This window comes from Pseudomonas sp. P129, assembly GCF_020312195.1.
Classification (GTDB): Bacteria; Pseudomonadota; Gammaproteobacteria; order Pseudomonadales; family Pseudomonadaceae; genus Aquipseudomonas; species Aquipseudomonas fragariae.
In genome coordinates, this window is sequence record NZ_JAGPYS010000003.1 from 75825 (window position 1) to 90656 (window position 14832).

11 protein-coding genes are annotated in these 14832 nt (G+C 55.0%); 8 read left to right on the forward strand and 3 right to left on the reverse strand.

From position 1 onward, the window contains the following. Positions 1-549: 549 nt before the first annotated feature. A complete protein-coding gene (locus KBY02_RS26530) occupies positions 550-1575 on the forward strand; it encodes a methyl-accepting chemotaxis protein (protein ID WP_373686960.1) in 1026 nt (341 codons plus the stop codon). A gap of 64 nt (positions 1576-1639) precedes the next feature. Here the strand turns inward: KBY02_RS26530 and KBY02_RS10080 are convergent, their stop codons facing one another. The 3 genes from KBY02_RS10080 to gmd form a co-directional block, all read right to left on the reverse strand. Further along, on the reverse strand, positions 1640-2752 hold the full coding sequence (locus KBY02_RS10080) for a glycosyltransferase family 4 protein (RefSeq protein ID WP_011266713.1): 1113 nt from the start codon (positions 2750-2752) through the stop codon (positions 1640-1642). Positions 2753-2867: 115 nt separating this feature from the next. Next, on the reverse strand, positions 2868-3764 hold the full coding sequence (locus KBY02_RS10085) for a GDP-mannose 4,6-dehydratase (protein WP_011266714.1): 897 nt from the start codon (positions 3762-3764) through the stop codon (positions 2868-2870). Then, positions 3764-4795: a GDP-mannose 4,6-dehydratase gene (gene gmd / locus KBY02_RS10090; RefSeq protein ID WP_003414986.1), complete on the reverse strand. Its 1032-nt coding sequence runs from the start codon at positions 4793-4795 to the stop codon at positions 3764-3766. Before gmd ends, KBY02_RS10085 begins: the two co-directional genes overlap by 1 nt. 531 nt (positions 4796-5326) lie before the next feature. On the opposite strand from gmd, the gene KBY02_RS10095 reads away from it, so the two are divergent. The 7 genes from KBY02_RS10095 to KBY02_RS10125 all read left to right on the forward strand — a co-directional run bounded on the left by KBY02_RS10095 (position 5327) and on the right by KBY02_RS10125 (position 14829). Continuing rightward, entirely contained in the window at positions 5327-6121 is a 795-nt protein-coding gene (locus KBY02_RS10095; RefSeq protein WP_225650280.1) for an ABC transporter permease, read from the forward strand. Next, on the forward strand, positions 6118-7335 hold the full coding sequence (locus tag KBY02_RS10100; RefSeq protein ID WP_003345312.1) for an ABC transporter ATP-binding protein: 1218 nt from the start codon (positions 6118-6120) through the stop codon (positions 7333-7335). The genes KBY02_RS10095 and KBY02_RS10100 overlap by 4 nt, the downstream gene beginning before the upstream one ends. Then, the gene (locus KBY02_RS10105) at positions 7332-9176 is read left to right on the forward strand and encodes a class I SAM-dependent methyltransferase (protein ID WP_225650282.1); all 1845 of its coding nucleotides are present in this window, start codon (positions 7332-7334) and stop codon (positions 9174-9176) included. Before KBY02_RS10100 ends, KBY02_RS10105 begins: the two co-directional genes overlap by 4 nt. Further along, a complete protein-coding gene (locus tag KBY02_RS10110) occupies positions 9176-11665 on the forward strand; it encodes a glycosyltransferase family 4 protein (RefSeq protein ID WP_225650283.1) in 2490 nt (829 codons plus the stop codon). The genes KBY02_RS10105 and KBY02_RS10110 overlap by 1 nt, the downstream gene beginning before the upstream one ends. A 280-nt stretch (positions 11666-11945) precedes the next feature. Beyond that, positions 11946-13028 (forward strand): CDP-glucose 4,6-dehydratase, encoded by a 1083-nt coding sequence (rfbG, locus tag KBY02_RS10115; protein WP_225650284.1) that lies wholly within the window; start codon positions 11946-11948, stop codon positions 13026-13028. Beyond that, complete coding sequence (locus KBY02_RS10120; protein ID WP_225650286.1) at positions 13025-13840, forward strand: NAD-dependent epimerase/dehydratase family protein; 816 nt, start codon at positions 13025-13027, stop codon at positions 13838-13840. The genes rfbG and KBY02_RS10120 overlap by 4 nt, the downstream gene beginning before the upstream one ends. A gap of 26 nt (positions 13841-13866) precedes the next feature. Then, the gene (locus KBY02_RS10125) at positions 13867-14829 is read left to right on the forward strand and encodes a glycosyltransferase family 2 protein (RefSeq protein ID WP_225650288.1); all 963 of its coding nucleotides are present in this window, start codon (positions 13867-13869) and stop codon (positions 14827-14829) included. Positions 14830-14832: the final 3 nt, after the last annotated feature.

The window sequence follows — 14832 nt, forward strand, 5'->3', positions numbered from 1 at the left end:
GTGCTGAATCTGGTCCAGGCGCTGCGTGAGCAGATCGCGATGGACAGCGGTTTGATTCTCGACCCCTGGCTTGAAACCTACATGCTGATGCAGCTTTCCACCCAGCAAGTGCCGGACCTGATCGAGCGTATCGGTCGTCTGTCGAGTGTGGGGCAGACGTCGGTGGCATCGGGGCAGTTCAGCCTGCAGAGCCGCCTGCAAATGCGCGACCTGCGTGGCCGCATCGATGATTCCAAGGACCAGATGCAAAAGGCTGCCGGCCTGCTGCTATCCAAACTCCCTGAGCAGTTGCAGCCGTGGGCCGACAAGTACGCTGCGGTGATGCAAGTGCTGGAAGCACAGCTGAAGGTCATTGACGAAGGTGTTTTCGGCGGCAGCATCAAGCTCAAACCGGAAGAGTTCGAAAAGAGCATCGACACGCTGACCAGCAGCACGGCGGATTTGCGCAGGCAATCGCTTGACGCGCTCAATGGACGCCTCGATTACTACCATGAGAACTCCAACACGGAGTTCATCCCGATGGCGGTGGTCTTCTGTGTTCTGGTGATCATGGCGATCTATCTGTTCGCCTGTCTGCAATCCTCGATTCGCAACAGCGCCAGAGGCATCACCACGCTGGCTGAATCCCTGCGTGACGGCAATCTGTGTGTGGAAGTGGCTGTGCAGGGCCGTGACGAGCTGGCTGCCATCAGCCGCGCGCTGAACGTCGCGGTAGTGCAGCTGCGTACCAGCCTGCTGGGTGTCAATCAGGAAACCGTTCGCGTCGGCGACGCCGTGCTGACGCTGAGTGCTCAGTCCAGCGGGACGCTCACCGAAGTCGAGGACCAGCAACAACAGATCAGTCAGATCGCCGCCGCAGCCACCGAGCTGGCTGCCACTTCCCAAGGCGTGGCGAGAAGCTGTGAGCAAGCATCGGAAAGCGCCCGGCAGACGCGCCAGATTGCCCAGCAAAGCAGCCAGGACAGCCAGCGCACCACCGACAGCATCCAGCAACTCAATCAGCGGCTGACCGAGACTGCTGCCGCGCTGGGCCGGGTCAGCGAGCAGGGCCAGCAGATCCAGTCAGTGGTGGATGCCATTCGCGGTATCGCCGAACAGACCAACCTGCTGGCCCTCAACGCAGCCATCGAGGCGGCTCGCGCCGGCGAGCAAGGGCGCGGGTTCGCCGTGGTTGCCGATGAAGTGCGCAGCCTGTCCCAGCGCACCCAGGCCTCGACCGCTCAGATCGCCGGAACGGTCGACAGCTTGCGCTCCACCGTGACGCAGGCGGTCAACCTGATGGAAGCGGCCTGCGGACAAGCCGTCAACGATGCCCAGTCGGTAACCGGGCTGGGCATCCGCCTGGGCGAAATCGCCACGGCAGTGCAGGGTGTGACCGATACCCTGGCGCAGATATCGACCGCCGTGGAAGAACAGGCGACGACCGCTGATGAAGTGAGCAGCAACATCCAGCAGGTCGATCAGGCCGCAGGGCGTTTGCTGGAAGGCGCCCGTGCGGTCAATCAGGCGGCGGATACCTTGAGTCAGGGCAGTCGGGCGTTGAATGACAATACGGCGCGGTTTCGGTTGGGGTGATACGCCAAGTGGTCAGTAAAAAGCCCCAGTGATGGGGCTTTTTTTATTCATCGAGAGACGACATTCATTTCAGCAGGTCGTGATAGACCTGCACAGTCGACGCGCACATCCTTTCGGCGGTGAACAGCTTGTGGAAACGTGCCAGCGCGTTCTCGCCGAAGCGGGCCGCTTGCTCCGGGGCTTCCCACAAGCGGCGCATCGCTTCGCGCAAAGCCAGCGGATTTTCCGGTGGTACTGCCAGGCCGGTTTCTTCGTCGATATTCACGTAGGTCGTGCCGGTGCCGATCTCGCAGGAGATCATCGGCTTGCCGTACATCGAGGCTTCAAGCAGCGAGATGCCGAACGCTTCCGAGCGTAGATGGGAAGGGAAGACCAGGGCGTAACACATCTGCAGCAGGCACGCCTTGTCCTCATCATCCAGTCGACCGAGAAACAGCACGTTGCGCAGTTGCAGTTTTTCGGCCTGCTCCTTGAGTTCAGCCTCCTGAGGCCCGCCACCGAGGATCACCACCGGGTAATCAACGCCCTCCAGGGCGCTGAGCAGTGTGTGCAGACCTTTGTAATAGCGCAGCACGCCGACGAACAGAAAGAACTTGCCCGGCACGCGCTGCTGCCATTCTGATCGCTTCTGCGCCGGGACCACCGGATAGGCCGACTGATCCAGCCCGTAGGGCACGACCACGGTCTTGTCAGCGAAGGGCTTCAGGGTCTCGCTGGTCTGCAGGTAATTGGGCGAGGCCACCAGAATGCGGTCCATGCGTTGGAGAAACTGGTTCATCAACGGGCTGTACAGCTTCAGCAGCGTGCGCTGCTTGATGATGTCCGAGTGATAACTGAGCACCGTTGGCCGGCCATGACGGGTGGCGAAATGCACCAGATCCATCAGCGGCCAGGGGAAATGAAAATGAACCAGATCGGCTTCTGCGGCCATTTCCCTGAATTGACTGAAGACCTTGGCAGAAAAGCCCGTGGACGCCAGATTGAAGTTTTCCTTCACGCGCGTGACCTGATGGTCGGCGACCTGCAGGCGGGTGGGTGAGGGGGATGGGCTAAGCGTCAGCACCTGGCTTTCTACATCGAACGCACGGCAGCCCTGAGCGAGCTGGAAAATGACCTGCTCTATCCCGCCAGTGGTGTCCGGGTAGTAGGTTTTGAAGAAGTGAAGAACCTTGATCATCGTCTGCCTGATTCAGCCATGCGTGCTGAGTCGTTCACCACGGGCTTTAAGGGTGTTTAAAAAGGAAAGGCCTGTCTACCAGGTAGACAGGCCTTATTTTGTAACTGCCAACCAATCAAGCGGAGGGCAACATCCAGCTCAGGGTTTCCCGAAGCGGCGGGGTCTCCCAGTCGTGGACCAATGCGCGCAGGCGAGCGTTGTTGCCGCACAAGGTCTTGACCTCATTGGCCCGGACAAACGCAGGGTTCACCTGAACGTCGATATCCTGGCCCGTGATGTCCCGGCACATGTCGATCACTTCGCGCAGCGAGTGCGTCACGCCGGAGCTGACGTTGATCGTCTGCCCGACCGGGCAGACTTCCAGCAGACCGCGATAGGCGCTGACAACGGCGCGTACGTCACTGAAATCACGCCACACGTCAAGGTTGCCCAGCTCGATGGTGCTGGCCTTGCGTGCGAAGTGCGAAACGATCTTGGGCAGCAGAAAGTTTTCTGCCTGCCCGACGCCGGTGTAGTTGAACGGCCTGGCGATGACGATGGGTAACCTGGCGTGCCAGAGGCTCGCCATGTATTCCATCGCCAGTTTGCTCACGGCATAGTCGTTGGCCGGTGCGGGCGGAGTCGTTTCATCCAGCATGCCGGAGGAAGCATTGCCGTAGACATTGGCGCTGCTTGCCAGCAACACACAGTCAGGCACCTTGCCGCAGGCATCGATCGCCTCGAGCAGGTTACGGGTGCCGATCAGGTTGACCTGATAGAAAGCATCCGCTGCCCCGTGCCCGACGAACGCCAATGCTGCGAGGTGCACGACGATATCCGGCTGAGTGTCTGCCAGCAGCTTGCGAAGACCTGCCACGTCTGCCAGATCCACCTGGTAATAGCCGGGACTGTCCGAAGGCTGACTGCCGACGCCAAGGACTTCACAGCCCTGGGCGGCAAGCTCGTTCGCCATGAAACGGCCTGTAAAGCCGTTGATTCCGGTGATCAGTGCGCGCTTGCCAGCAATACTCATCAGAACGAAAAGCCTTTTTCATTACGACGCAGATCCGCTTCGACCATCATGCGGCACAGCTCTTCCAGATTGGTCTTAGGCTCCCAGCCCAGGACTTCCTTGGCTTTTGCAGGGTTACCGATCAGCAGCTCGACTTCGGTTGGGCGGTAGAACTTCGGATTGACCGAAACCAGTACCTTGCCAGTGTCTGCGCAAATGCCTTTTTCCGACTCGGCTTCGCCTTCCCACTTGATGGTCACGCCAGTGGCCTTGAACGCCATGCTCACGAAGTCGCGTACGGTTTCGGTGCGGTTGGTGGCCAGGACAAAGGTGTCCGGCTCATCAGCCTGCAGCATGCGCCACATACCTTCGACGTATTCCTTGGCAAAACCCCAGTCGCGCTTGGCGTCCATGTTGCCCAGTTCGAACGACTCGATCAGGCCCAGTTTGATCTTGGCAACCGAATCGGTGATCTTGCGGGTTACGAACTCACGGCCACGCAGTGGCGACTCGTGGTTGAACAGGATGCCGCTGGTGGCGAAGATGTCGTACGACTCACGGTAGTTGATGGTCATCCAGTGCGCGTAGAGCTTGGCAACGCCGTACGGGCTGCGCGGGTAGAACGGAGTGCTTTCTACTTGCGGGATGGCCTGGACCTTGCCGAACATCTCGGAAGTCGATGCCTGGTAGAAACGGATCTTGGTGTTGACGATGCGGATGGCTTCCAGCAGGTTGACTGCGCCGATGCCGGTGATTTCGGCAGTGGTCAACGGCTGTTCGAACGAAACGCCCACGAAGCTTTGTGCAGCGAGGTTGTAGACCTCGGTAGCGCCCGTGGTTTGCAGCAAGCGAATGCTGGCAGACAGGTCAGTCAGGTCATACTCGACGAGATGCAGATTAGGGTTGTTCTGGATCCCGAGCTCTTCTATACGCCAGAAATTGACGGAGCTGGTACGGCGATAGGTGCCGTAAACGGTATAGCCTTTTTCGAGCAGCAGCTCAGCCAGGTAAGCGCCGTCTTGACCTGTAATGCCGGTAATGATTGCTTTCATGCTAGATTTTTTAACTCCATCAAAGATCGGGTGCCCCAGCTTGTTCACGGGGGGCTAGTGCTGTATTCGAGGCGGGTCATGATACAGGTTAGCAAGCGTGTAGACGACTGTTGCACCTTGTTGTGTGGCATTTATTATGCCCGTTCGACGGCTCGCCGGCTCTGCTCTCGAGTGACTACTGTGATAGCAGAGGTGGCGAAAGGGTATCATTGCACGTGAGCCGTTCGGAAACGTCCATGACATGGCCGTTAAGCAACGGTTCTGCAATTGCCTGATTTTCAGAAGAATTTCATGATTTTCCGTCTGCTGGGCTCATGAATAATTCGTTTTGAACGTGCCGATTTAAAGACTAAACGGTGACTATTCCAGCGAAGGCGATATAGTGCGCCCCCAGAAACCTTTTTCTGTTTTTTTGCGTTTCGTAGCTCGGTGAAACCAGCGCTCCGCCCACTGCGGTGGGAGTCGGGTATTAACTGTACGGAACAGGAACACTCAGGGTAAGCACGACTTCACCCTCTTCAGGAGTCATCAATGTTGGAGCTGTTCAGAAGCCTTTGGGGTTACCGGGGATTCGTCTTTTCATCTATACGCAATGAGTTCTCCGCACGATTCGCCCGCAGCCGCCTGGGTGGCCTGTGGATGATCATCAACCCGTTGGCACAGGTTGCGATCTACGCGCTGGTTCTCTCCAACGTTCTGGCTGCCAAACTACCGGGCATCGACAACAAGTATGCGTATGCGGTCTACCTGATGGCCGGTATGCTGGCATGGAGCTACTTTGCGGAAATCATCGGTCGCTGTCTGACGCTGTTCATCGATCAGGGCAACCTGATGAAAAAGATGCGTTTTCCACGCATCACATTGCCCGTGATTGTCACAGGCTCATGCCTGCTCAATTATGTTCTGCTGTTTGCCGCGATACTGCTTGTCTTCGCTGCACTGGGCCTTTGGCCGCACTGGCAAATGCTCTGGCTGATTCCTCTGACCCTCGTGGTGACCGCCCTGGCTGTCGGTCTGGGCCTCATCCTTGGTGTATTGAACGTATTTGTGCGCGATGTCGGTCAGGTCATTCCGATTCTGCTGCAGGTGTGGTTCTGGTTCACCCCGATCGTGTACCCGGTCAATATCATTCCCGAGCAATTCAAAAGCGTCATGGGCATCAACCCCATGTTTCCGATCGTCAGTGCTTACCACGACGTTCTGGTTTATGCGCGAGCGCCTGATCTGCAAAGTATGGCCATCACCGCCGCTGTCGCTGCAGGTCTGATGCTGCTGGGCCTATTCATGTTTCGCCGGGCGGCGCCGGAGATGGTGGACGTACTATGAGTCTGTTGAGCGTTAGTAATCTGGGCAAGGCCTATCGTGTCTATGCCTCCGAGTTTCAGCGTATTGGTCGCTGGTTCGGCATACCTACCAAGCCAAGCGAAGAGCACTGGGTCCTTAAACACATCAGTTTTTCAATCGAGCCAGGTGAGGCGATAGGAATCGTTGGGCAGAACGGGGCGGGTAAGTCGACGCTGCTCAAGATGATAACCGGGACTTTGCAGCCTACTGAGGGGCATGTTCAGGTCAACGGTCGTATCGCCGCTATTCTCGAGCTGGGGATGGGGTTTACTCCCGACCTGACCGGGCGTCAGAACGTCTATCACGCCGCCGGCCTTATGGGGTTCAGTGCTGATCAGATCAACGGGGTTATTGATGAAATCGAGGCATTCGCAGAGATCGGCGAATATTTCGACGAACCGGTGAGAATGTATTCGAGTGGCATGCAGATGCGTGTTGCGTTTGCGGTTGCCACAGCGATCAGGCCTGAAATACTTATTGTTGATGAAGCGTTATCTGTCGGCGACAGCTACTTCCAGCATAAAAGCTTCGAGCGCATACGTCAGTTCCAGGCTCAGGGAACGACATTACTCATCGTGTCTCACGACCGAGGTTCCATTCAGGCGCTTTGCAGCCGAGCGATATTGCTTGAAAAAGGCACGGTGATAAAAGATGGAAAGCCTGAAGAAGTCATGGATTTCTATAATGCACTGATTGCCGAAAAGGAAAACGCAACGGTACAGCTCCGAGAGCTCGAGGATGGTTCGGTACAGACTCGCTCAGGCAGCGGAGAAGCCACCATCGGCGCTGTCAGTCTGCACAATGCTGCCGGTGAGCGTATTGAGTACGTTTCCGTCGGCGAGCCAGTGTCCTTGCGCATCAATGCTCAGGTCAACAGTGCAATTCCCGAGCTGGTAGTGGGGTATCTCATCAAGGATCGCCTGGGACAGCCTGTTTACGGCACCAACACGCATCATATGGGCTGCAAGGTCGTTGATCTGCAGGCAGGAGAGTCTCTGGATTACTCCTTCAACTTCCCAGCCAACCTGGGTGTGGGCTCGTATTCAGTTGCGGTGGCACTCCACACAACAGACAGTCATTTATCACGCAATTATGAATGGGTGGATTTAACGCTCGTGTTCAATGTAGTCAATATTTCGCAAAGCGAGTTTGTTGGGTTGGCATGGCTGCCGCCTGTTGTGGAGTTCAGTCGATGACCGTTCCCTTCTACCGTGCCTTTGAAGATCGTTATCGTGGCTCGCGCGAATTGATCCATGAACGCCAGCAGGTTTACGTGCCGTTCCTGAAGCCGCTGCACCAGCTTTACCCGGATGGCCAGGCGCTGGATCTTGGCTGTGGTCGAGGCGAGTGGCTGGAAATCTTGATCCAGAATGGTTTCCAGGCGCTCGGTATCGATCTTGACGTAGGTATGCTTGAAGCCTGTACGGCTTTGGGATTGCCGGTCGAAAACGTTGATGCGCTGGAAAAGCTGAGAAGCTTGCCAGATGAAAGCATGACCGTTATCTCAGGTTTTCATATCGCCGAGCATATCCCGTTTGGCGATCTCAAAGTGCTGGTCGCCGAGGCGCTGAGAGTACTAAAACCTGCCGGGCTGCTTATTCTGGAAACACCTAACTCGGAAAATCTAGTAGTGGGGACGCAGACATTTTATCTGGACCCTACTCATACCTGTCCCATACCGCATTTGCTATTGAGCTTTCTGACCGAATACTCTCAATTTAGCCGCTCTCAGTTGCTACGCCTTCAGGAGCCCGTCGCGCTTTCCGAAGGCGGGCCTGTCGATTTATTCAGCGTGCTGCACGGTGTCAGTCCGGATTACGCGATCGTTGCACAAAAAGCGGCTGCTCCCGAACAGCTGGAGATATTCGACGCCGTTTTCGGTAAAGAGTACGGCATGTCGCTGGAGTCACTTTCGCGCCGCTATGACTCCCAGGTGGCAGGCTGGATTGAAAAGAGTGACGCTACATGCGCTGAGCTGCGTGAGCAGTTGAATCAGGTTCAGCAACGCGGTCAGGAACTTGAGCAAATTGTGCGTGCGCTTGAAGAGTCAGGTACTGCGACTGAGACTGAACTGCGTGAGCAGTTGAATCAGGTTCAGCAACGCGGCCAGGAACTTGAGCAAATTGCGCGTACGCTGGAAGAATCGGGTGCTGCGACCCAAGCTGAACTGCGTGATCAGCTCTCTCATGTTCAGGAACAAGGCAAGCACCTCGAGAGCAGTGTGCACGCCCTGCAAAATAACGACGAAGTTGAAGCCAGGATACGTGAGGTGACACTGCGTGCCGAACTGGCTGAGTCGCGTGTTCATAGTGTTCAGCTGGGCCAAGAAGCTGCACAGTTGCGTATGAATGAATCAGAAGCGCGCTTGAATGAAGCGTTTTCTTACCTGAAAGAGCTTCAGGCGCAGGTTGCGCAACTGCAGCAGGATACCGGCGTTACTAAAGTGACAGACGCAGTCTCTGCGCAAGCGCGGGTCGATGAGCTCCAGGCCCGTCTCAAGGAGTCGTTGGATAATGCGCATCACTGGTGGTTGAAAGCCAACGAGAACCAGGTCGAACAAGCGCAGATGCATGAGATTCAAGCTCAACTGGATCAATCGCTGAACAATGCGCATCATTGGTGGCTTACAGCGAACGCTTATGAGGCACGTATTGCACAGTTTGAAAATAGTAGGTCATGGCGGATAACTCGGCCGCTTCGCACGTCGGCCAGTTTATCCAGCAAAGCGTCCAGAGTACCTTCGAGTCTCTTCAAGCGAGTGGTACGTTCTGTGTTGGCCCGCTCGATACGCTTTGTTTTGAGTAGGCCGCGCCTACGCACGCGTCTTGTCAATAAAGCTCAGGCATATCCCAATTTTTTGAATAGCGTCAGGCAATTTGCCTTGCGTCACGGAATTATTCAGCCCCGGCCTCATGAAGTGACGCCTGTTACGGCTGCAACAGAGGCGACTGACGATGGTTTTCCGACAGCAAGCCCAAGGGTGGCGCGTGTTTATTCCGATTTGAAGCTGGCTTTTGAGCGCAAGGAAAACCGTTAATGCGTATTGTCATTGATCTACAGGGCGCTCAGTCCGAAAGTCGTTTTCGCGGTATTGGTCGCTATTCTCTGTCATTGGCTCAGGCCATCGCACGAAATGCCGGGAACCATGAGATATGGCTGGCCCTGAACAACTGCATGTCGGAAAGCATTCCTGACATAAGGGCTGCCTTTTCTGGTCTTATTCCCGAGAGCCGCATACGTATATTTGACGTGCCGGGTGATGCGAACCCGACTCCTTGGGTGGCGAGAGCATCTGAAGTCATCAGAGAGTCCTTTTTGTCCACGCTGAAACCCGATGCGGTAGTGGTCAGCAGTCTGTTTGAAGGCTATTGGGCGAACGCAGTGACGTCCGTTGGGGCTGTGCCGGCAACGCATCAAACCGCAGTAATCCTCTATGACCTGATTCCGTTCATGAACGAGGATGTCTATCTTCCTACTGCAGAGCTGAAAGACTATTACCACCGTAAAATAGACTGGCTGAAAAAAGCCGATACTTTGCTGGCCATTTCCGATTCCTCGCGCCAGGAGGCGGTGACGCACCTAGGCATTAACCAAGCGAAAATAGCCAATATTTCCGCGGCTATCGGTGAGCAGTTTATCCCGGATGAAGTGAATCTGAGCAAAAGCTCGGCGATACTTGAGCGTCTGGGCGTGAAAAGCGAGTTCATTCTCTATGCGCCGGGCGGCTTTGACCCCAGGAAGAATTTCGCTCGCTTGCTTGAAGCCTATAGCACGCTGCCCAACGCGCTTAAGGCCAGGCACCAGCTGGTTATCGCAAGCAAGCTGCATGCTCAGCAGCGAATGGAACTGCTCGCCTTCGCAGAGCAATATGGCGTCAAGGCCTCGGAGTTGGTACTCACTGGCTACGTCAATGATGCGGACCTGATCGCCCTCTATTCGTTGACCAAGCTGTTTGTCTTCCCGTCAACCCATGAAGGCTTTGGTCTGCCGGTGCTGGAAGCCATGGCATGCGGCGCTGCGGTTATCGGTTCTAACTGCAGCAGTGTTCCGGAAGTCATCGGGTTCGATGAAGCGCTGTTCGACCCGTTCTCGGTCGGCTCCATCGCTGCGAAAATGATGGAAGGTCTAGAAAACGAGGGCTTCCGCTCAAGATTGCTTACCAATGCGGGGGAGCAGTGCAAGAAGTTTTCGTGGGATGAGTCTGCGAAAAAAGCCATAGAAGCTTTGGAGTCGAGGCATTCGTCGGTTGCTGCTGATCAGCCTGACCTACCTGATCCTGGAGCTGCATTGCTGGAGCGACTGATTTCACTCTCGGACACTGCGCCTACTGACATCGAGCTTTTCCAGGTTGCGAAAAGTATCGCATTCGACTTTGCAGGTTCTGATCACAGGCAGCTGTTGCTTGATGTATCCAGCATCGTTCACAGTGATGCCAAATCAGGTATTCAACGCGTCGTACGCAGTCTGCTCCACGAGTTCTTGAATGACCAACCAGCAGGCCTGACTGTTCGTCCGATCTACTTCGCGGATGGCCAGTATTATTATGCTAATGCCTTTGCCTCCCGCATCTATGATCAGTTTTCCGAGACGACAGACGCCATTATCGACTTCGCCCAAGACGATATCTATCTGTCTCTGGACTTGAACATGCACTTGGCAAGTCAACTCTATCCGCTGCACAGTCAGATGCGGCAGATGGGCGTACAGGTCAGTTACATAGTGTACGACTTGCTGCTGTTCCACCGCCCTGACTGGTGGGTGGCGCCGAATGCTGAGCTGTTCAACGACTGGCTGCAGAAAATCAGCATGGTCGCTAGCAGTCTGATTTGCATATCGGGTGCAGTTGCGGATGAATTGAAGCAGTGGCTTGCTGACAATGTGGACAAGTGCGCAGGCAACAAGCCAAATGTAAAAAGCTTCCACTTGGGGGCCGATATTGACAACAGCCTGCCTTCTGCAGGTCTGCCCGATGATGCAGGGGAGCTGTTGGCACGTCTGGCGCAGAAGCCAAGCTTCCTGATGGTCAGTACCGTAGAACCGCGCAAAGGGCATGCGCAAACGCTCTCTGCTTTTGAAAGTCTCTGGGAGCAGGGGCAGGACATTAATCTTGTCATCGTCGGGAAACGGGGCTGGCTTGTGGACGAGCTGGTCGCACGCCTTGAAAACCATCCCGAGAAAGGCAACAGGCTTTTCTGGCTGGAAGGCATCAGTGATGAGTACCTCGAAAAGATTTACTCGACGTCGACGTGTCTGATAGCGGCATCGGAAGGCGAGGGGTTTGGCCTGCCATTGATCGAAGCTGCGCAGCACCACATACCTATGATCATTCGCGATTTGCCCGTGTTCAGGGAAATTGCAGGTGAGCATGCGTTTTATTTCCGGGGGTTGACCCCTGACGAGCTTGCAGCCGCGGTGCTGGCCTGGCTGCAGCTGTTTGATCTTGGCGAGCACCCTACATCGGTGACGATGCCGTGGCTGACATGGGAAGAGAGCGCGCAACAGCTTCTCGGTGAGATCGCAGAATAATGCGGGAGGTGCTTTTAGGTCTGGGTTGTGAATCTTTAAATTGTGAGCCTTGTGCTGGGAGAGCTAAAGGTCATTGAAACGTTGGCTGAGGCAGTCACCGTTCACTTTTACCGGAGGCAAGCTTTCGGAACGTTTCGTTGGGCTGGCCGGCACTTCCGCGTCCTTTATCTCCACAAAGTGGCGATAGCCATGTATTCTTGCTCGCTAATTTTGCTGCTCGCATCCCTGATCACTGCTGATCTGGGATGCGTTATTCTCATACCATCAATGGCGTAGGAAAATGACATCCAGACTTAAGTTCGAAGACAGCCTTGCCGGGAAAAAGGTTTTGGTCACCGGGCATACCGGCTTCACTGGGGGGTGGGCGTGTCTTTGGCTAAAGTCTATTGGTGCTCATGTAGCTGGCTATTCGCTTGCGCCCGAGACCAAACCCTCTCTTTTTGAAGAGATAGGTCTTGAAGATGATGTCACCAGCGTGCTGGGCGATATTTGTGACTTCGACAAGTTACTGCAGGCTGTCGAAGCCTTTCAGCCGGATTTGATCCTGCATCTGGCCGCTCAGCCTCTCGTTCGCAGGTCTTACCGCGAGCCCGTGCAGACTTTCATGGTCAACGCCCAAGGAACGGCGCACGTTCTTGAAGCCGCTCGGCTGGTGAAAAGTGTCCGCGGCGTGCTCTGTGTGACAACGGACAAAGTCTATAAAAACAACGAATGGGCATGGCCGTATCGCGAAAATGATCCGCTGGGCGGCAAAGACCCTTACAGCGCTTCAAAAGCGGCTGCGGAAATGATCATCCAAAGCTATGGCGCTTCCTACCCCTTCTCTCAAGGGCTGGGTCCTGCCATTGCTACCGCCCGAGGCGGCAATATAATCGGCGGTGGGGATTGGTCTGAAGACCGTCTTATTCCTGACTTCGTTCGGGCTTTGAACGAAGGACAGGTCATGACCCTGCGTTACCCTGATGCCACACGGCCTTGGCAGCATGTTCTGGCACTCGTGCATGGTTACCTCGTCATTCTTGCCGAGCTGCTATCCGAAAACCCTGGCCGCGTTGCGAAAGCCTGGAACCTTGGGCCCCAAGAGCTCAAGCAGTACTCTGTAAGAGATGTTCTTGAATTGATGAGTGCTGACTGGCAGCGTCCGAATCTCGAATTCATGGACAATCCGTTGCCTGAAGCGGGCGCATTGGCGCTGGACAGTTCTATCGCAAGAAATCAACTGAACTGGATTCCTGTATGGAATACGGAAGAAGTTGTGGAAAAAACGGCTTCTTGGTATCGAGATTTTTATGCACGTCCTGGTAGTGCCCGGGCAATTACACTCGCTCAAATTGATGGGTGGCGAGCGGGCATTCAGGAATGAACTTCATCATTGGCAGCCGTGGTCGACTTGGGCAGGCTATCGCAGAGCAATACACTGCGAATGAAGTCACCTGTGTCGATCGAACGGTCTATGAGCGATGGGCCGAGCCTGATTCGATAGCGGCGATTACTGACTATTTTTCGAAATATGCGCATGCCGGTGCTGTGGTGTACATCTGTTCTGGCTTACTCGACCCTCGGCTGCCTGCCGAGCAGTTGCACGACGTAAACTTCAGACTGCCACACAATATAATCAACGCTGTCGCCTCTGCAGGCATCCGGACTGTCACGTTCGGAACGGCAATGGAGCGCACGCTGACCTCCAATCCTTATGTGCAAAGCAAACTGCTGTTGAGTCAGTTTGTTGAAAGCGTTGGGGAGGGTAATGTCAGGCCCGCGCATATCCGGATTCATACACTTTACGGCTCAGCTGAGCCAAGCCCTTTCATGTTTCTCGGACAGATTTTGAGCGCTCTGCGTGCAGAGGCTCCTTTCGAGATGACCCAAGGCCGGCAACTGCGTGAGTATCACCATGTGGTGGACGATGCGGTGGCCATCAAGTCGCTGGTGGATAATCATGCTGAGGGCATCATTGAGCTAAGTCATGGCATGCCTGTCAGCCTTGGGGATTTGGCCAAGGCTATCTTCTCGGCATTCGACAAAACTCATCTACTTCGCCTGGGTGCATTGCCCGAGCCGGCTCAAGAAAATTTTGACCATGTTTTTGAGCGCCCTGAAGCGCTGAACGGCGTTGTGTTTCGCGACAGCGTAGAGTCAGTAGTCGATTATATGAAAAAACAGATAACCGCCTGAGTGCAGAATTCTTTATGGAAAATTTAATGTCAGGCAAGCGTCCCCTGGTATCAATCTCGATCCCGGTGCTCAACGAGTCTGGAAATATCGAAGCTCTTTACGCTCGGCTGGACGCGCTGGCGACCAAGATGAAAGACCGATGTGATTTGGAGTTTGTCTTTTCAGACAATCATTCGGACGACGATACCTGGAAGATGCTAGCCGACCTGGCGGCCAAAGACCCGAGGGTCAAAGCTATTCGCTTTTCTCGAAACTACGGCTTCCAGCGCTCTATTCTCGCCAATTACATGCACACCAAGGGCGATGCTGTGATGCAGATTGACGCCGACCTGCAAGATCCACCGGAAATGCTGGAAGAGTTTTTTGCTCGCTGGCAGGAAGGGCATGAGGTGGTCTATGGAGTGCGTCGCAAGAGGCCGGAAGGTTGGTTATTGAACAACTTTCGTCGCCTGGGGTATTGGGCAATCGACAAAGTGAGCGAGCACCCAATACCGCGAGACGTTGGTGACTTCCGTCTGATTGACAGGAAAGTCGTCGATGTATTGCTCAAGACCAAGACGGCCAATCCCTATCTCAGAGGGATGATTGCGGGGATCGGTTTCAATCAGACGGGCATTCCTTACGATCGGGATGCACGGATTGCAGGCGTCAGTAAATTCAATATCAGCCGGCTGCTGCAGTTGGGCCTGACGGCGGTGTTCAACCACTCTACAGTGCCGCTACGCATGGCATCATTTTTAGGGGTGTTGATTCTGGCTGTCAGTGTTTTAGGCGCTCTCTATTATGTGTTATTGCGTCTATTCCATCCTGAACTGCCGCCTGGGCTAGCCAGTATTCACATTCTGGTTCTGTTCGGCATAGGCCTCAATTCTTTTTTGTTAGGCATCATCGGTGAGTACCTACTGCGTATTTACCTGGTGTTGCGTGCAGACCCCATTGCTGTGATTCAGCAAAGTCTTAACTTTGAAACTTCCGATCTCAAGTTATAAGGA